This window comes from Oerskovia sp. Root22 (assembly GCF_001429135.1).
Classification (GTDB): Bacteria; Actinomycetota; Actinomycetes; order Actinomycetales; family Cellulomonadaceae; genus Oerskovia; species Oerskovia enterophila.
In genome coordinates this window covers 20,578-38,796 of sequence record NZ_LMIL01000001.1, presented here as the reverse complement: position 1 = coordinate 38,796, position 18,219 = coordinate 20,578, and the positions used below count along the sequence as shown (strand labels likewise).

Sequence of the window (18,219 nt, the reverse complement as noted above, 5' to 3'; positions counted from 1 at the left end):
CCATGGCTCGCAAGCGCGAGCGCGGGTGGCCGCCCGCCCCCGAGGCGTTGCCGCTGCCCGTGGTCGACGACCACACGCACCTCGAGTCGATCGCCGGCGTCCTGCCCGACGTCGACGAGGAGGGGCGACCGGTCCCCGTACCGACGGTCGCGCAGCACATCGAGGACGCGGCCCGGGTCGGCGTGGACCGCATGGTCCAGGTCGGCTGCGACCTGCCCTCGGCCCGGCTGACGGGCGCCCTGGTGCGTGAGCACCGGGCGCTCCTCGGGGCGATCGCGATCCACCCCAACGAGGCGACCCTGCACGCGGGCGTGACCGAGGTGGGCCCCGACGGGCTGACCCCGACCCCCGAGGCGCGTCACGCCGTCGGGCTCGACGACGCGATCGCGGAGATCGCCGCGATCGCGCGCGGCAACGACCGCATCCGGGCGATCGGCGAGACGGGCATGGACCTCTTCCGCACCGGCCCGCAGGGCGCGGCCGTCCAGCGGGAGTCGTTCCGCGCGCACGTCGCGCTTGCCAAGGAGCTCGGGCTCCCGCTCCAGATCCACGACCGCGACGCGCACGCGGAGGTCATCGAGGTCCTCCTCGCCGACGGCGCCCCCGAGCGGACGGTCTTCCACTGCTTCTCGGGCGACGCCGAGATGGCGAGGCTGTGCGCCGCGCAGGGCTGGTACCTGTCGTTCGCGGGACCCGTGACGTTCGGTGCCAACGACGAGCTGCGCGCGGCTCTCGCGGCGGTGCCCCTGGGCCAGGTGCTGGTCGAGACCGACGCGCCCTACCTGACGCCGCACCCCTACCGAGGACGGCCCAACGCGCCCTACCTCCTGCCCCACACGGTGCGGAAGGTGGCCGAGGTGACCGGGACCGGGATCGAGCAGGTCTGCGCGCGGCTGAGCGAGACCGCCGAGCAGGTCTACGGCCCCTGGTGACGGCTCGGGCGACGGCCTGACGAGTCCCCGTTCCCACCGCCGTGCGGTGCGTCGTGGCCGACGCGCCGGACGGGCTTCCCCCGAAGGTCACGTTTCCACTACGGTCTGCTTGTCCGTGATGCCGGGAGCGTCACCGGACGCAGGTCGAGACAGGAACGGAAGGTCACGTGGTCGGTGGCGACGGGGTGCGCAGGAGCTCCCTGACGGGTAGGTGGCGCCTGGTCGCGCAGGCGGCGATCCTGGCGACCGTGGTCGGGACGACCGGAGTCTTCGCGCTCGCCCACAAGTCCGTGGTCCTCGACGTCGACGGCGAGGTCCGCACGGTCAGCGCGTACGGCTCGACCGTCGGCGACCTGCTCGACTTCCAGGACGTCGCGATCAAGGACTCCGACCTCGTGGAACCCGCGGCGGACGAGCGGGCGACCGACGGCGGCACCATCGTCGTCCGCACGAGCCGCGAGATCTCGCTCGAGCTCGACGGGAAGCCGCAGACGTTCGTCACGACGGCCCGCACGGTCGGTGAGCTGCTCACGGCCCTCGGTCCACGTGCCGAAGGGGCCATGACCTCGGCGTCGCGCTCGCAGTCGCTCGGTCGCGAGCAGATCCGGGTCTCGACCCTCAAGACCGTCCACGTCGCCGTGGACGGGGCGATCGTGACCGCCACGACCTCCGAGGCGTCGGTCGAGGGGGTCCTGGAGCACGCGGGGATCACCCTGTCGGTGGGCGACGCGGCGTCGGTCCCGCTCGGCGCCGCCGCGGTCGACGGCATGCTCGTGCTCGTCACGCGCGCAGCGAGCGGTGCGGCGACGGTCACGGAGACCCTCCCGTTCGAGACCGAGGAGGTCAAGGACCCCTACCTCCCGCAGGGGCAGCGCAAGGTCCGTACGTCGGGCAAGGTCGGCGAGGCCGTGACGACCTACGCCATCCAGACCGTCGGTGGCACCGAGGTCTCGCGGACCGTGGTCGACCGGACGGTGACGCGCGAGCCGCGGACCGAGGTCGTCGTGGTCGGTTCGCTCGACCCGTCGACCATCAAGGTCGACCCGGGGTCGTCCAAGGCGATCGCCAAGTCCCTCGCGGCGCAGCGCGGCTGGGGCGACGACCAGTTCGCGTGCCTCGACCTGCTCTGGATGAAGGAGAGCAGGTGGAACGCGACCGCGGAGAACAGGTCGAGCGGCGCCTACGGGATCCCGCAGGCGCTCCCGGGCTCCAAGATGGCCAGCGCCGGAGCCGACTGGCGGACCAACCCGGCCACCCAGATCACGTGGGGGCTCGGGTACATCGAGGGTCGCTACGGCACCCCGTGCGGCGCCTGGAGCCACTCGCAGGCCAAGGGCTGGTACTGAGCACGGGCCGTGCGAAGACCCTGTGAGGGTTCTCTCCGCTGGGTCGTTCCGGGCCCCGACATAGGTGGAGAAAACCGGACAGGACGGCGGCGTCGGGCCCGGACGGGGTTGGCACTCGATAACGGATCGGTTACGGTCAACTGTCGCGCACTGCAGCCCGCCCTGCCGCCACCCGCTCATCACCGGGGGCGAGACGGACGGAGGGTGCGCGTCCTGCTGTCGGCCCGAGAAGTGGTCCGTCGGTGGTAGACGACAGCCGGATCGGTCGTTCGGAACCAGCGGTAGGACGTCCTCGGACGCCCGCCCCGACGCTCCTTTGAGCCCAGGGCCGTCGGTGGCGCGCTGCGCCGTCCGAAGTCCGTGCCCGGGAGGCTCGACGACTGGACTCGAGTGACCAACCCCATTGACCGGACCGCTCACGCGGCCAGCGCCGACAGCGCAGCCAACACCCCCCAGACCCCTTCTCCTCTCGACGGCGTCGAGGCACAGGCCTCCGCCCCCACAGCCACCAAGCGCCGCCGCTGGCCCCTGAGTCGACGGCAACATCACCACGGTCTCGACGTTCGCGGGCTCGATCGAGGGCCTCCTCGACGAGCAGGACGTGCGCGTGACCGACCGCGACCTGATCGCTCCCGGGGCCGACGCGCCCCTCAAGAACGGCGCCGACGTCGTCGTGCGCTACGGGCGTCAGGTGACCGTCCAGACCGACGGTGCCCAGAGCGACGTGTGGCTCACCGCGCTCGACGCCGACGAGGCGCTCGAGACCCTCGCGGACCGCGGGAGCGACGTGCGTCTCGTCGCGTCGCGCTCAGGAGCCGACGGCCGTGCCGCGCTCTCGCTGCGTCTCGACGCGGACGGACCCGTCAACGTCGTCGCGGACGGCGAGACCAGGACGGCCCCCGACGGCAGCATCGGCGTGAACGCGATCCTCGACCAGCAGGGCGTGGCCCTGGGCGAGCTCGACCGCGTCTCCGTGGCCCGCACGGCCGAGGAGACGTCGGACGTGCCTGCGGTCTCGCTGGTCGTCCAGCGTGTCGCCGTGACCGAGACGCCGACCGTCACGCCCATCCCTTTCGAGACGGTCACCGAGCAGGACGCGAACCGTTTCGCGGACCTCGCCCCGGTCGTCAAGCAGGAGGGCGTCGAGGGCGCCTCGACCAAGGTCGAGAACGTCACCACGGTCGACGGCGTCGAGGAGTCCCGCGAGGTCGTCTCGGACGGCGTCACGTCCGAGCCGGTCGCCAAGATCGTCGTGCAGGGCACCAAGGAGCGGCCCAAGGCTGCCCCGAAGGCTGCGGCTGCCCCGAAGGCCGCTGCCGCTGCCCCTGCCCCCAAGGCGAGCGCACCTGCCGCAGCGGCACCGAGCACGGTCGGCGGCGACGTCTGGGCCGCGCTGGCCAAGTGCGAGTCGGGCGGCAACCCCGCGACGAACACGGGCAACGGCTACTACGGCCTCTACCAGTTCTCGGCCACCACCTGGCGTGCGATGGGCGGCTCCGGCCTCCCGTCCGACGCGTCGGCCGCGGAGCAGACGCAGCGTGCGCAGGCCCTCCAGGCCCGCTCGGGCTGGGGTCAGTGGCCCGCGTGCGCCCGGAAGCTCGGCCTGCTCTGAGCGGCCCTGGCATCCTGACCGCGGCCACGGGCTGAGGTCGGACGAACGAGGGGTGTGGCCCACGGTGCGAGCCGTGGGCCACACCCTTTTCCTGTGCCCGCTGGCTGCCCGCTGGCTGCCCGCCGGCTGCCCACCCGGTGTCTGCGCGGACGAGAGACGCGCGTCGGGCGCGACGTCCGGGTCTGTCCGGGTGTGCTCGGATCGTCCTGTGACGTGGGTCGCGAGCGGGCGGAACCGACTTGGTGATCGATAACGAGTCGGTTACGGTCGAGTGTCCCGCGTGCAGAAGTCACCTCGGTGTGATCGGAGCGCGGGCGCCGTGTCGGCAGGGTGCACACCCAGGACCCGACACCCTGGACCGCCGGATCGGCTGGTCGAACCCCTGGAGCGCCCCGTCGCCTCGCGCCGTGCGCTGACCAGGGTGGCGCCGCAGCGCGCGCCTCGACCCCCCGTGCCCGGACAGCACGACGACTGGACCCGAGTGAAGAACCCCTTCCGCAGCATCACCGGCGCGCGCAGCGCGCGCCCCGCCGCCTCCGAGGTGACGTCCCCCGACAGCCTCTCCTCCCACGGCGTCGAGGCGCAGGCCTCCGCCCCCACAGCCACCAAGCGCCGCCGCTGGCCCCTCGTCGCGGGCGCGACGGCCGTCGCGCTCGTCGCGACCGGAGCAGTCGCCTACGGCAGCGCCAAGAAGACCGTCGAGCTCGACGTCGACGGCAACATCACCACGGTCTCGACGTTCGCGGGCTCGATCGAGGGCCTCCTCGACGAGCAGGACGTGCGCGTGACCGACCGCGACCTGATCGCNACAGCGCAGCCAACACCCCCCAGACCCCTTCTCCTCTCGACGGCGTCGAGGCACAGGCCTCCGCCCCCACAGCCACCAAGCGCCGCCGCTGGCCCCTGATCGCCGGTGCGACGGCCATCGCGCTCGTCGCGACCGGAGCAGTCGCCTACGGCAGCGCCAAGAAGACCGTCSAGCTCGACGTCGACGGCAACATCACCACGGTCTCGACGTTCGCGGGCTCGATCGAGGGCCTCCTCGACGAGCAGGACGTGCGCGTGACCGACCGCGACCTGATCGCACCGGCCGCCGACGCGCCCCTCAAGAACGGTGCCGACGTCGTCGTGCGCTACGGGCGTCAGGTGACCGTGCAGACCGACGGTGCCCAGAGCGACGTGTGGCTCACCGCGCTCGACGCCGACGAGGCGCTCGAGACGCTCGCCGCGCGCGGCGGCGACGTGCGTCTGGTCGCGTCGCGCTCGGCGGCCGACGGTCGCGCCGAGCTCGGCGTCCGCCTCGACGCGGACGGGCCCGTCGCCGTCGTGGCCGACGGCGTGACCAGGACGGCCCCTGACGGGTCCATCGGTGTGGACGCGATCCTCGAGCAGCAGGGCATCGTCCTGGGCGAGCACGACCGCGTCTCGGTCGCCCGCGACGCCACGGCAGATCCTGCGGTGTCCCTCGTCGTCCACCGCGTGGTCGTCACGGACCTGCCGACCGCGACCCCGATCCCGTTCGAGACCACGGTCCAGGAGGACGGCAACGTCTACAAGGACGAGGCGCCGACGGTCGCCCAGGAGGGCGTCGAGGGCGTGCACACGCTCGTCGAGCGCGTCACCACGGTCGACGGCGTCGAGGAGTCCCGCGAGGTCGTCTCGGACGGCGTCACGTCCGAGCCGGTCGCCAAGATCGTGGTGCAGGGCACCAAGGAACGCCCGAGCGGCCCGGCAGCAGCCGGGTCGGCGCGCGAGATCGGGCGACAGCTCGTCGCAGCCCGTGGCTGGGGAAGCGACCAGTTCGCGTGCCTGGACAAGCTCTGGACCAAGGAGAGCAACTGGAACTCCTCGGCCACGAACCCGTCGTCGGGCGCGTTCGGGATCCCGCAGTCCCTGCCCGCCTCCAAGATGGCGAGCGCCGGGGCCGACTGGCGGACCAACCCCGCGACCCAGATCACCTGGGGCCTCAACTACATCGCAGGCAGCTACGGCACACCGTGCGCGGCGTGGGGCCACTCGCAGGCGAGCAACTGGTACTGAGCCTGCCCTGGCGATCGTCAAGGCGCTGAGCCGCGAGCACCGCTCGCGGCGGCCGGCACCGGTCCAACCGGTAGGCTTCCCCGCATGAACGACACCCCCAACGCCCTGCTCGGTCCGGCACAGATCCGCGACCTGGCGGGGCGTCTGGGCGTGCGGCCCACCAAGACCCTCGGGCAGAACTTCGTGCACGACGGCGGGACCGTCCGCAAGATCGTCCGGACCGCCGGCATCGGCGCGGGGGACCGGGTGGTCGAGGTCGGTCCGGGCCTCGGTTCGCTCACGCTGGGCCTGCTCGAGGTGGGGGCGAGCGTCGTCGCGGTCGAGATCGACCCACCCCTGGCGCAGCAGCTCGCCGCGACCGTGGCCGTGCACCAGCCCGACGCCGCCGAGCGCCTGACGGTCGTGGCCGCGGACGCGCTCGAGGTCACGGAGCTGCCGGGTGAGGCGCCCACGGCGCTCGTCGCGAACCTGCCCTACAACGTGGCCGTCCCCGTCCTGCTGACCTTCCTCGAGCGCTTCGACTCGCTCGAGCGCGTCCTGGTCATGGTCCAGGCCGAGGTCGCGGACCGGCTCGCCGCCCCGCCCGGGAGCCGCACGTACGGCGTGCCGTCGGTCAAGGCCGCCTGGTACGCCTCGGCCCACCGTGCCGGGACCGTGGGGCGCAGCGTGTTCTGGCCCGTGCCGAACGTCGACTCCGCGCTCGTGGCGCTCGACCGCCGTGAGCCTCCGACCACGACGGCGACGCGCGAGGAGGTCTTCGCGGTCGTCGACGCGGCCTTCGCGCAGCGTCGCAAGATGCTCCGCTCGGCCCTCGCGGGGATCGCGGGCTCGTCGGCCGCGGCGGTCGAGGCTCTCGAGCGCGCGGGCGTCGACCCCACGGCGCGCGGCGAGCGGCTCACGGTCGAGGAGTTCGCGCGCATCGCGGAGCAGCTCCCGCTCGTGCAGGCCGAGGCCGCCGCTTCCGCAGGCGAGCACCCGGAACGACCTGGCACAGTGGACGCGTGAGCCCCCACCTGTCCGCCGCGCCTCCGGTGTCCGTCCGGGTCCGGGCGCCCGGGAAGGTCAACCTGTCGCTGCGCGTCGGGGCACGTCAGGAGGACGGCTACCACCCGCTCGTGACGATCTTCCAGGCGGTCTCGCTCGTCGAGGAGGTCACGGCGACGCTCGAGACCCCCGGTGCGGGACTGTCCCTGACGGTCTCGGGGGCGCAGGCCGAGCGGGTCCCGGTCGACGAGACCAACCTGGCGTGGCGGGCCGCCGAGTCCCTGGCCCGGTACACGGGCGTGGACGCGGACGTCCGGCTCCACATCCACAAGGGGGTCCCCGTCGCGGGCGGCATGGCCGGCGGTTCGGCCGACGCCGCAGCGGCGCTCGTGGCGTGCGACCTGCTCTGGGAGACGGGGCTGTCGCGGGCCGAGCTGTCGGACCTCGCGGCCGGGCTCGGCTCGGACGTGCCGTTCGGGCTCGTGGGGCACACGGCCGTCGGGACCGGGCGGGGGCACCTGCTGACCCCCGCGATGGCTCGGGGCGAGTTCCACTGGGCGTTCGCGGTCCGGGACGAGGGCCTGTCGACCGCCAAGGTGTTCCAGACGTTCGACGAGGTCGTGGGTGGGACCCCCGACGTCGAGCTGTCGGACGACACCGAGCTCATGCAGGCACTGCGCGCGGGGGACCCCGTGGGGCTGGGCCGCGCGCTGCACAACGACCTCGAGGCCGCGGCGCTCGCCATGGCCCCCGAGCTCGGCCGGACGCTCGAGGTCGCGCACGAGGTGGGAGCGCTCGGCGTGATCGTCTCGGGCTCGGGCCCCACGGTCGCGGCGCTGGCCCGCAGCAGGCAGCACGCGCTCGCGATCGCGGCCTCCTGGACGGCCGCGGGCGTCGCCGACTCGGTGCACTGCGCCACGGGTCCGACGTCGGGCGCGCGCGTCCTGGCTTCCTGACGGCTCGCGCTCGGCGCAGCCGGTCGCTCGGTGCGACCGGAGGCAGTCCTCGGCCGGCGGCCCGTCCCGGGGCGCGGTGGCCGGTACGCGTCGGTGCCTCCCCGGCGTCCCGGCCCCCGATGCCCGGCGCGTATCCTCGCTAAGGCACTTCCACCCTCTCGAAGGAACTCATGGCACACCTCCTCGGCGCCGACGACATCCGTCTCGTCGTCGGCACCCGCACCCTGCTCGACGGCGTGAGCCTGGGCCTCGACGACGGCGACCGCGTGGGCGTCGTCGGCCCCAACGGGGCCGGGAAGTCGACGCTGCTGCGTCTCCTCGCGGGGACCGCCGTGCCCGACGCCGGACGCGTCACCCGGGTGGGCGGGCTGCGGATCGGCATGCTCGACCAGCGCGACGAGTCGCCCGCGGGGACGAGCATCCGCGACCTGGTCCACGGCGAGTCGGCCGAGCACACCTGGGCGGGGGACGCGGGCATCCGTGCGGTCCACGCGGGCCTCCTCGGCGACCTGGACCTCGACGCCCCGGCGAACACGCTCTCGGGCGGGCAGCGTCGCCGCGTGGCCCTCGCGGCCCTGCTGGTCGCCGACCACGACGTGCTGTTCCTCGACGAGCCCACCAACCACCTCGACGTCGAGGGCGTCGCGTGGCTCGCCGAGCACCTGCAGGCGCGGTACGCGCGCCCCGGTGCCCGGGGGGCGCTCGTGGTCGTGACGCACGACCGCTGGTTCCTCGACGCGGTGTGCACGCGCATGTGGGAGGTCACGGGCGACGGGTCGGGCGCGGTCGAGGGGTACGAGGGCGGGTACGCGGCCTACGTCCTGGCTCGCGCCGAGCGGGCCCGCACCGCCGCGGTGACGGCCGAGAAGCGCAACAACCTGCTCCGCAAGGAGCTGGCCTGGCTGCGCCGCGGCGCCCCCGCGCGCACGTCCAAGCCCAAGTTCCGGCTCGACGCGGCCGCCGCGCTCATCGCCGACGAGCCGAACCCGCGTGACACGCTCGAGCTCACGCGCATGGCCACGCGCCGCCTGGGCAAGGACGTGCTGGACCTCGAGGACGTCACGGTCCGCATGCCGGCTCGCGACGGGGATCCCGATGCTGCGGAGAAGGTCCTGTTCGACGACGTGACCTGGCGCCTGGGCCCCGGCGACCGCTACGGCGTGGTCGGGGTCAACGGTGCGGGCAAGACGACGCTCCTGCGCCTGCTCGCCGGACGCCTCGCGCCGAACGAGGGCACGGTCAAGCGCGGCAAGACGATCCACGTCGCCGAGCTCACGCAGGACATCGACGAGCTCGACGCGATCGGCGGCCTGCGGGTCGTGGAGGTCATCGAGCAGGAGAAGCGCACGGTCGCGGTCGACGGCAAGGAGCTCACTGCCGCGCAGCTCGTCGAGCGGCTCGGGTTCACGCGCGAGCGCTCGCAGACCCTGGTCCGCGACCTGTCCGGAGGTGAGCGTCGGCGCCTGCAGCTCCTGCGCCTGCTCGTCGGCGAGCCCAACGTGCTGCTGCTCGACGAGCCCACCAACGACCTCGACACCGACACCCTGGCTGCCATCGAGGACCTCCTCGACGGCTGGCCCGGGACGCTCGTCGTGGTCTCGCACGACCGCTACCTGCTCGAGCGGGTCTGCGACCGCGAGGTCGCGCTGCTGGGCGACGGGACCATCCGCGACCTGCCGGGTGGTGTCGAGGAGTACCTCGCGCTGCGCAAGGCCACGATCGCCGCGGCAGCGGGATCGTCTCGGGCGGGAGGCACGCGCGCGGGCGCGACGGCCGGCGAGGCCGGTGCGTCGTCGTCGGGCACGGGGAGCAGCGGCGACGCGACGGACGCCCAGCCCGCCCCCTCGGGTGCGGACGTGCGCGCCGCGAAGAAGGAGATCGGTCGCATCGAGCGACGCCTGTCCAAGATCGCCGAGCTGGAGGCACGCCTGCACGACAAGATGGCGGCCCAGGCGACCGACCACGCGGCGATTCTCGACCTCGACAAGCAGCTCCGGGAGCTCGCGGACGAGAAGGAGACGCTCGAGACCGAGTGGATGGAAGCGGCCGAGCTGCTCGACTGACCTCGCGCTCAGCGGGAGGCGGTCACGCCTCGAACTGGCCCACGACCGTGCGCAGCAGGTTCGCCAGGCCGAGCCGGTCTGCCGGCTCGAGCGCCGCGAGGACCTCGCGCTCGACCGCCAGCAGGTCGGACATGGCGGCGTCGACACGCTCGAGGCCCTCGGGCGTGAGCTCGACGAGCACGCCGCGCCGGTCGTCGGGGGAGCGGTGACGCTGCACCAGGCCGCGGGCCTCGAGGCGGTCGATCCGGTTGGTCATGGTGCCGCTCGTGACGAGCGTCTGCGTGATGAGCGCGCCGGGGGACAGGCGGTACGGCTCGCCCGCCCGGCGCAGCGCGGACAGCACGTCGAACTCCCAGGTCTCCAGGTGCCCGCGCGCGAACGCGCTGCGGCGCGCGAGGTCCAGGTGCCGGGCCAGCCGGCTGACGCGGGAGAACACGGTGAGCGGCTCGACGTCCAGGTCCGGACGCTCGCGCTGCCAGGCGTCGACGATGCGGTCGACCTCGTCCGGGTGCGGGTGCTGCATGACGTGAGGCTACTCGACATTCCTCGACATCAAGAGTCTTGACGGGAGCTCCCGCCCCGGACGGGGACCCGTCAGCTCGCGCGCAGGGCGTCCTTGAGCTTGATCCGGCCCCCGGTACGGAGCACCGCGTTCGAGTAGATCTTGCCCGCGAGCCACACCAGGACCGGCACGAGGGCCAGCGACAGGCCGACCGCGAGCAGGATCTCCCACGTCTCGACAGTGCCCAGCGCGATGCGGATGGGCATGAGCAGCGGCGAGCAGAACGGGATGTACGAGAGCCACACGACCAGCGGGTTCTCGGGGTCCCACGGGCCGATCGAGATCCCGATGATGTACGGGATCATCATGAGCATCAGGACCGGGGTGATGACCGAGCCCACGTCCTCCTGGCGCGAGACCAGCGCCGCGAGCGCCGCCAGCGCGAGCGAGTACATGACGAACCCGATCACGAACCACACGAGCACCCAGGCCGCGGTCGCGCCCAGGTTCACGCTGCTCGCGTCGACGAGCCCGAGCGCGAACGCCGTCCCGACGCCGCCCCCGACGACCACGACGAGCTGGAGGAGCCCGATCGCTCCGATGCCCAGGACCTTGCCCGCCATGAGCTGCCACGGGCGGATCGTCGCGAGCAGCAGCTCGACCACGCGGCTGGTCTTCTCCTCCACGACGCCCTGCGCCACGAGCTGGCCGCACGTCATGAGCGCGATGAAGATGAGGATGCCGCCGACCATGCCCGTGACGATCTGGGCGGGGTCGCGCTCCTCGGCGGGTTCGAGCGACTCGACCGTGGGGGCCGCGGACGCGATCTCCTGCGCGACCGCGGACGGGTCGCCGCCCAGGTCGGTGATGGCGCCGGACAGCGCGGCCTGCTGGGCCAGCCCCGTGAAGACGGGGGTCAGGGTCGTGCCCAGCTCCTCCTTGACCACGACCGTGAAGGAACCGGGCGTGCCGGTCACGAGCGCGTCGAGGCTGCCGTCGGCGACCTGCTCCCGGCCGTCGGTCTCCGAGACCTCGCTGACCTGGATCTCGGTGCCGACCGCGCCTCCCGCGGCCTCGAGCTGGGGGCCCAGGGCCCCGGCGCCCGACGTGACGCCGACCTTCTGGGCCGCGGGCTCCTGGCCGCCCACGACGCTCAGCAGGAACCCGCCGAGCACGACGCCCACGAGCAGGGCGACCGTGGTCCAGACGAACGCCTTGGACCGGATACGTGTCGAGATCTCCCGGCCGGCCACGAGCGAGACCGCGCCCCACGTGCTCACGGGCGAGTGGCGGGTCGTCGTCGGCTGTCGCACGGCGCTCATGCCGAGGCCTCCTGTCGGGTCGAGGGGGTCGTGCGGGAGCCGGTCGTGCTGTCCGGCGCGGGGGCCTCGTCGCTGCTCACGACGTGGCGGAACAGCTCGGTCAGCGACGGGCGCTGCGGCGTGAACTCGCGCACGGGCCCCGTGGCCAGGGCCGCGCGCAGCACCGCCTGCTCGGCCCCGTCCTGCGGCGAGTCGACCTCGAGGAAGGTCCTGGCGCCGTCGTACCGCAGGACACGGACGCCCGGGAGCTCGGACGCCCAGCCGGGCGGGGCGGCCGGGGCGTCGACGACCCACTGCGGGCGCTGCGTCGCGCGGAGCTCCTCGATCCCGCCGACCTCGACCATCTCGCCCGCCTTGACGATCCCCACGCGGTCGCACAGCCGCTCGACCAGGTCGAGCTGGTGCGACGAGAAGACGACGGGGACGCCCGCGGCGGCGCGGTCGCGCAGGACGCCGCTCATGACGTCGACCGCGACGGGGTCCAGACCGGAGAAGGGCTCGTCGAGCACCAGGATGTCGGGGTCGTGGACGAGGGCGGCCGCGAGCTGGACGCGCTGCTGGTTGCCGAGCGAGAGCTTCTGGACCTCGTCACCGCGCCGGGCGTCGATCCCGAGCACCTGCGTCCAGTGCTCCATCGCGGTGCGGGCCGCGACGGTGCCCAGCCCGTGCAGCCGGGCCAGGTAGACGAGCTGGTCGCCGACCTTCATCTTGGGGTAGAGCCCGCGTTCCTCGGGCATGTAGCCGATCCGACGACGCATGGCCAGGTCGAGCGGTCGGCCGTCCCACCGGACCTCGCCCGAGTCGGGCGCGAGCACCCCGAGCGCGATGCGCATGGTCGTCGTCTTGCCCGCCCCGTTCGACCCGACGAAACCGAAGATCTCCCCGGCCCCCACCGTGAAGGACATGTCGCGCAGCGCACGCACGGTCCCGTACGTCTTGTTCAACCTGTCGATCTCGAGAGTCGCCATGGACCTACGAAACCACGGACGGCGCGAGCCGTCACGGGCGGAATGTCATGAGTTCGTGGCTGTGCCCCGGCCGGGGCGCGAGGTCCGGGGCGTGCGCCAGGCTCTCAGGCCTCGGGGCGCGGCTTGCTCGTGAGCGCGGGGTTCTTCTCCATGCCGGACAGGCCGTTCCACGCGAGGTTCACGAGGTGCGCTGCGACGTCGGTCTTCTTGGGGCTGCGGACGTCGAGCCAGTACTGGCCCGTCAGGGCTACCATGCCCACGAGCATCTGCGCGTAGATGGGGGAGACCCGGGGGTCCAGGCCACGTCGCTTGAACTGGTCCGCGAGCAGGTGCTCGACCTGCGTCGCGACGTCGCCGATGAGGCTCGAGAACGTCCCCGTCGCCTGGGCGACGGGCGAGTCGCGCACGAGGATGCGGAACCCGTCCTCGGACGTCTCGATGTACGTCAGCAGGGCCAGGGCCGTGCGCTCGAGCAGGACCTTGGGGTGCCCACCCGACGAGAGCGCGCCCGTGAGCGCCGAGGTCAGGCCCTGGATCTCGCGGTCGACGATGACCGCGTAGATGCCCTCCTTGCCCCCGAAGTGCTCGTAGACCACGGGCTTGGACACCTCGGCGCGCGCAGCGATCTCCTCGACGCTCGTGCCCTCGAAGCCCTTCTCGGCGAACAGGACGCGGCTCACCTGCAGCAGCTGTTCGCGGCGCTGGCTCGCCGTCATGCGGGATCTGGGAGGTCGTCTGGAGTCTGCAGCCACGGGTCCATCATGCCGTGCCGGTGCTCGCGGGGTCGGGGCGCGCGCTGTGCTGGGACGGGGCGCAGCACGCGCGAGTGATGTGCTCCTCACACGTTCTCCCCACGTCCAGGACCCGTTCGGGCGTGGAGCACGGCGCGGGACCTGGCAGACTGTTCTCCGGACGAGCGATGGCGCGCGCGGTCGGGGGTCGCCCCGCGGGTGTGCGCGTGTGTCTGGTCCGTTCCGCCTTGGTGTAATCGGCAGCACAAGGGTTTTTGGTGCCTTTAGTCCAGGTTCGAGTCCTGGGGGCGGAGCTCGTGCAACCAACCCGATGGGAGCCCCAGTGACCGACGCTGTGCCCGACGCACCGCCAGTGCCAGCCGCAGTCATCGTCCTCGCCGCTGGTGCGGGGACGCGGATGAAGTCCGCAACCCCCAAGGTGCTCCACCCGCTCGCCGGGCGCAGCATGCTCGGCCACGCGATGGTCGCAGCGCGCGACCTGTCGCCGCAGCGGATCGCCGTCGTGGTCCGCCACGAGCGTGACCTCGTGGCCGCCGCCGCGCTCGAGGTCGTCCCGACGGCCCTCGTGGTCGACCAGGACGAGGTACCCGGGACCGGGCGAGCCGTCCAGTGCGCGGTCGAGGCGCTCGACGTGCGTGCGCAGGCCGAGGCAGCCGTCCACGGTGTCCCGATCGGGCACGAGGGCCGCGGCCCGGTCGAGGGGCTCGAGGGGTCGGTCGTGGTCCTCGCGGGCGACATCCCGCTCCTGGACGCCGCGACGCTCTCCGAGCTGCTGGCCGTGCACCACTCGGGCGGCAACGCGGTCACGGTCCTGACGACCGAGGTCGACGACGCCACGGGCTACGGCCGGATCGTGCGCGACGAGCAGGGCGGTGTCCTGAGCATCGTCGAGCACAAGGACGCGACCCCCGAGCAGCGCGCCATCCGCGAGATCAACTCGTCGGTGTACGTGTTCGACGCCGGGATCCTGCGCGGTGCGCTGCGCCAGGTCACGCAGGACAACTCGCAGGGCGAGGTCTACCTGACCGACGTCCTGCAGATCGCCCGCGAGGGTGGCGGACGTGTCGGCGCGCTGCGCGTGGCCGACCCGCTGCTCGTCGAGGGCGCCAACGACCGCGCCCAGCTCGCGACGCTGCGCGCCGAGCTCAACCGCCGCATCCTCACGCGCTGGATGCTCGGGGGCGTGACCGTGATCGACCCGGCCACGACCTGGGTCGACGTCGACGTGGACCTGGGCCACGACGTGACGCTGCTGCCGGGTACCCAGCTCCACGGCGCGACCACGATCGGCGCGGGCTCGACGATCGGCCCCGACACGACGCTCACCGACATGGAGATCGGCGCGGGGGCCACCGTGGTCCGCACGCACGGCAGCCTCTCGGTCATCGGCGACGGCGCGAGCGTCGGACCCTTCGCCTACCTGCGCCCCGGCACGGTCCTGGGCGAGAAGGGCAAGATCGGCACGTTCGTCGAGACCAAGAACTCGACGATCGGGACCGGTTCCAAGGTGCCGCACCTGTCCTACGTGGGCGACGCGACGATCGGCGAGCACACCAACATCGGCGCCGCGAGCATCACGGTCAACTACGACGGCGTCTCCAAGCACCGCACGGTCATCGGCTCGCACGCCCGGACCGGCGCGGACAACATGTTCGTCGCCCCGGTCACGGTGGGCGACGGGGCCTACACGGCCGCCGGCTCCGTGATCCGCCGCGACGTGCCGGCCGGCGCGCTCGGCGTGAGCGGCGCACCGCAGCGCAACGTCGACGGCTGGGTCGCCCGCCGTCGTCCCGGCACGGCCGCGGCAGAGGCCGCGGCCCGTGCGCACGAGACCGACGACGAGACGCCCCCGCCGCTGGGTGCCCAGGCCCAGGCGCAGCTCGCCGAGGCCTCCGCGACGCCTCCGGCCCCCCGCCCGACCCCCGTGCCTGCCAGCCCGGGCGTCCCCACCGTCCCCGACGGATCCAGCACCACGACCAGCAGCACGAACGAAGGGTCTTCCCCACGATGAGCAGCACGATCGCCGGCACCGGGGACAAGTCCCTCGTCCTCGCCTCCGGGCGCGCGCACCCCGAGCTCGCCAAGGACGTCGCGCGGGAGCTGGGCATCGACCTGCTCCCCACGACCGCGTACGACTTCGCCAACGGCGAGATCTACGTGCGCTTCGGGGAGAGCGTCCGCGGCGCGGACATCTTCCTCCTGCAGAGCCACACCGCGCCGATCAACCAGTGGATCATGGAGCAGCTGCTCATGGTCGACGCGGCCAAGCGCGCCTCGGCCAAGACCATCACGGTCGTCCAGCCCTTCTACGGCTACGGGCGCCAGGACAAGAAGCACCGTGGGCGCGAGCCCATCTCGGCCCGCCTCATGGCGGACCTCTTCCGGACCGCCGGTGCCGACCGCCTCATGAGCGTCGACCTGCACGCCGCGCAGACCCAGGGCTTCTTCGACGGCCCGGTGGACCACCTGTGGGCCATGCCGATCCTCACGGACTACGTCCGCACGCGCGTCGACACGACGAACGTCACGGTCGTCTCGCCCGACGCGGGCCGTATCCGCGTGGCCGAGCAGTGGGCCGCGAAGCTCGGTGGGGGCCCGCTCGCGTTCGTCCACAAGACGCGCGACATCACGCGTCCCAACCAGTCCGTGGCCAACCGCGTCGTGGGTGACGTCGAGGGCCGCGACTGCGTCCTGGTCGACGACCTGATCGACACGGGCGGCACCATCGCGGAAGCCGTCAAGGTGTGCCTCGCGGCCGGTGCCAAGTCGGTCATCGTCGCGGCGACCCACGGCGTGCTGTCCGACCCGGCGGCCCAGCGCCTGTCCGAGTGCGGTGCGAGCGAGGTCGTCGTGACCGACACGCTGCCGATCGCCGCGGACAAGCACTTCCCGCAGCTCACGGTGCTCTCGATCGCACCGCTCCTCGCCCGCGCGATCCGCGAGGTCTTCGACGACGGCTCGGTCACGTCGCTGTTCGACGGCAACAGCTGAGCCCGGCTCCGTCCGGCGGCCCGGCCCCTCGACTCGTTCGAGGGACCGGGCCGTCGTCGTTCCCGGGCTGAGGCGAGCGGCGGGTGCGACGAGGCGGACGGGCGGCTCCGTCGTCGGGCTGGCAGGATGCCTGCTGTGACCCAGACGCAGACCCAGGACCTGTCCGCCGGCGTGACCACCACGGGGCAGGGTGCGGCCACCGCGGTGCCCGACGTCGTCGTGGTCGAGCTCGGCGCCGAGGCGAGCGGCGACGACGTCCAGGTCGCGCTCGACTCCGCCAACGAGGGGGTCCGCGCCGCGCGCGAGGCGCTCCTCGCAGGCGGGGTCGCGGACGAGGACCTGCGCACCGCGCAGACGTCCACGTGGACGCAGCAGTCCCAGCAGCCCGACGGCGCCACGAGCCTCAGCGTCACGGCCCGCCTCACGCTGCGGGTCACGGTGCGCGACGTCGCGGCGTCGGGAGAGCTCGTGCGGGCCGCGCTGGGCGCAGCCGGGCCCGTCGCCCGGCTCGACTCGATGCGCTTCGCGGTGAGCGCCCCCGGACCCCTCGCGGTCGCAGCCCGCGAGGAGGCGTTCGCCGACGCCCGGACCAAGGCCGAGCAGTACGCAGCCCTCGCGGGTCGGCGGCTGGGCGCGGTCGTGGAGGTCAGCGAGCAGGGCGGCGGGTCCGCACCGGCGCCCCGCATGATGTCGGCCAAGGCCGCGGTCGTCCACGACGCGCTGGCCGTGGACCCCGGGCGCGAGCAGGTCGACGCGAGCGTGACCGTGCGCTGGGCGTGGGCGGACTGAGCGGCTCGTGACATTTCTCAGGGGGTAGAGGGCCACGGGGCCGCTACGTTGTCTGCATGCTCATCATCGAGGACTACCTCCTGCTCGTGCTGGACGACGTCACGGGCAAGCCCGTCGGTGACAGCTCGTACCTCCAGCAGATCGCCGGCGGGGCGCTCCTCGTCGAGCTCGCGCTCCTGGGCCGGGTCGACCTCGCGGGTGACGCCTCGGGCTGGCGCTCGGGGCGCGTCGTGGTCCGTGACCAGGCGCCCACCGGGCGCCTGATGCTCGACGACGCGCTCACCGTGGTGAAGTCGAGGGAGGGGTCCAAGCCCAAGAGCCTCGTCGAGGCGCTCTCGCGGACCAAGCCGGCGGACGCCGCGCTCGACGACCTGGTCGCGCGCGGCCTGCTGCGCCGCGAGGACGGGCGGATCCTCGGCATCTTCCCGACGACGCGCTGGCCCGCGGCGGACTCGCGTCACGAGGGCGAGCTGCGGGGCACGCTCGCACGCGTCCTGCTCGACGGCGGAGTGCCCGACGAGCGGACCGGGGCGCTCGTCGCGATCCTCGCCGCGACCCGCCAGGCGGGGCGCGTCATGGCGGCCGGTGCACCGCTCACCGCCTCCGAGCGTCGGGCCGTGGACCAGCGGGCCACGGTGCTCGCGGAGGGGAGCTGGGCGGCCGGGGCGACCCGGAAGTACGTCGAGGAGATCACCGCGGCCACGACCGCGGCGATCACGACGACCGTGGTCATCGCGGGGGCGACGGCCTGACCGGCGATCCGGCTCGTGTCGCGACACGAGCGGGTTTCCCTTGACGTCGTGCGCCCAGGTACAGTAGTTCGGTTGCCTCGGCGAGGGACGTCTGACGGCCGGTGAGTCACCGGAAGGTCAGCAGGATCTGAAGGATCCCCGTAATCGACTGGGCGGTCGTCCTCGTGCGCCCGTCATGTGTCCCGCGCCGACGCAGCCGCCCGTCCTCCG

15 protein-coding genes, 1 tRNA gene and 1 pseudogene are annotated in these 18,219 nt (G+C 73.1%); 13 read left to right on the top strand and 4 right to left on the bottom strand.

All coding sequences use genetic code 11. The annotated features are described in order from the left end of the window. The first annotated feature begins 2 nt into the window (after positions 1 to 2). From ASE15_RS00155 to ASE15_RS00125, 8 genes and pseudogenes are all read left to right on the top strand, one after another. Positions 3 to 932, top strand: coding sequence for a TatD family hydrolase (locus ASE15_RS00155; protein WP_056760413.1), 930 nt, complete (start codon positions 3 to 5; stop codon positions 930 to 932). A gap of 185 nt (positions 933 to 1,117) precedes the next feature. Next, positions 1,118 to 2,278, top strand: coding sequence for a ubiquitin-like domain-containing protein (locus ASE15_RS00150; protein WP_082608536.1), 1,161 nt, complete (start codon positions 1,118 to 1,120; stop codon positions 2,276 to 2,278). A 544-nt stretch (positions 2,279 to 2,822) separates the two neighbouring features. Further along, positions 2,823 to 3,890, top strand: coding sequence for a resuscitation-promoting factor (locus ASE15_RS00145; protein WP_255354231.1), 1,068 nt, complete (start codon positions 2,823 to 2,825; stop codon positions 3,888 to 3,890). A 271-nt stretch (positions 3,891 to 4,161) separates the two neighbouring features. Then, a pseudogene (locus ASE15_RS21765) lies at positions 4,162 to 4,697 on the top strand (ubiquitin-like domain-containing protein); the annotation flags it as partial. 96 nt (positions 4,698 to 4,793) lie between these two features. Beyond that, a complete protein-coding gene (locus tag ASE15_RS21660) occupies positions 4,794 to 5,930 on the top strand; it encodes a ubiquitin-like domain-containing protein (protein WP_157277122.1) in 1,137 nt (378 codons plus the stop codon). 84 nt (positions 5,931 to 6,014) lie between these two features. Continuing rightward, complete coding sequence (gene rsmA, locus ASE15_RS00135) at positions 6,015 to 6,935, top strand: 16S rRNA (adenine(1518)-N(6)/adenine(1519)-N(6))-dimethyltransferase RsmA (protein ID WP_056645587.1); 921 nt, start codon at positions 6,015 to 6,017, stop codon at positions 6,933 to 6,935. Then, complete coding sequence (locus ASE15_RS00130) at positions 6,932 to 7,870, top strand: 4-(cytidine 5'-diphospho)-2-C-methyl-D-erythritol kinase (protein WP_056645590.1); 939 nt, start codon at positions 6,932 to 6,934, stop codon at positions 7,868 to 7,870. The genes rsmA and ASE15_RS00130 overlap by 4 nt, the downstream gene beginning before the upstream one ends. A gap of 170 nt (positions 7,871 to 8,040) precedes the next feature. Then, positions 8,041 to 9,933 (top strand): ABC-F family ATP-binding cassette domain-containing protein, encoded by a 1,893-nt coding sequence (locus ASE15_RS00125; protein ID WP_056760407.1) that lies wholly within the window; start codon positions 8,041 to 8,043, stop codon positions 9,931 to 9,933. 22 nt (positions 9,934 to 9,955) lie between these two features. Here ASE15_RS00125 and ASE15_RS00120 read toward each other — a convergent pair whose 3' ends face one another. The 4 genes from ASE15_RS00120 to ASE15_RS00105 all read right to left on the bottom strand — a co-directional run bounded on the left by ASE15_RS00120 (position 9,956) and on the right by ASE15_RS00105 (position 13,441). Beyond that, positions 9,956 to 10,456, bottom strand: coding sequence for a MarR family winged helix-turn-helix transcriptional regulator (locus ASE15_RS00120; RefSeq protein WP_056645596.1), 501 nt, complete (start codon positions 10,454 to 10,456; stop codon positions 9,956 to 9,958). Between the two features lie 71 nt (positions 10,457 to 10,527). Beyond that, the gene (locus tag ASE15_RS00115) at positions 10,528 to 11,757 is read right to left on the bottom strand and encodes an ABC transporter permease (protein WP_056760405.1); all 1,230 of its coding nucleotides are present in this window, start codon (positions 11,755 to 11,757) and stop codon (positions 10,528 to 10,530) included. Continuing rightward, positions 11,754 to 12,725 (bottom strand): ABC transporter ATP-binding protein, encoded by a 972-nt coding sequence (locus tag ASE15_RS00110; RefSeq protein WP_056760402.1) that lies wholly within the window; start codon positions 12,723 to 12,725, stop codon positions 11,754 to 11,756. The genes ASE15_RS00115 and ASE15_RS00110 overlap by 4 nt, the downstream gene beginning before the upstream one ends. Before the next feature lie 104 nt (positions 12,726 to 12,829). Further along, complete coding sequence (locus tag ASE15_RS00105) at positions 12,830 to 13,441, bottom strand: TetR/AcrR family transcriptional regulator (RefSeq protein ID WP_056645605.1); 612 nt, start codon at positions 13,439 to 13,441, stop codon at positions 12,830 to 12,832. Positions 13,442 to 13,698: 257 nt separating this feature from the next. Here ASE15_RS00105 and ASE15_RS00100 point away from each other — a divergent pair. From ASE15_RS00100 to ASE15_RS00080, 5 genes are all read left to right on the top strand, one after another. Further along, a tRNA-Gln gene (locus ASE15_RS00100) sits at positions 13,699 to 13,770 on the top strand. Between the two features lie 104 nt (positions 13,771 to 13,874). Beyond that, complete coding sequence (glmU, locus tag ASE15_RS00095) at positions 13,875 to 15,488, top strand: bifunctional UDP-N-acetylglucosamine diphosphorylase/glucosamine-1-phosphate N-acetyltransferase GlmU (protein ID WP_235534033.1); 1,614 nt, start codon at positions 13,875 to 13,877, stop codon at positions 15,486 to 15,488. Beyond that, positions 15,485 to 16,468, top strand: coding sequence for a ribose-phosphate diphosphokinase (locus ASE15_RS00090; RefSeq protein ID WP_056645611.1), 984 nt, complete (start codon positions 15,485 to 15,487; stop codon positions 16,466 to 16,468). The genes glmU and ASE15_RS00090 overlap by 4 nt, the downstream gene beginning before the upstream one ends. Positions 16,469 to 16,603: 135 nt before the next feature. After that, positions 16,604 to 17,257, top strand: a complete 654-nt coding sequence (locus ASE15_RS00085; RefSeq protein ID WP_235534031.1) for an SIMPL domain-containing protein — start codon at positions 16,604 to 16,606, stop codon at positions 17,255 to 17,257. 56 nt (positions 17,258 to 17,313) lie between these two features. Continuing rightward, positions 17,314 to 18,009, top strand: coding sequence for a GPP34 family phosphoprotein (locus ASE15_RS00080; RefSeq protein ID WP_056760398.1), 696 nt, complete (start codon positions 17,314 to 17,316; stop codon positions 18,007 to 18,009). Positions 18,010 to 18,219: the final 210 nt, after the last annotated feature.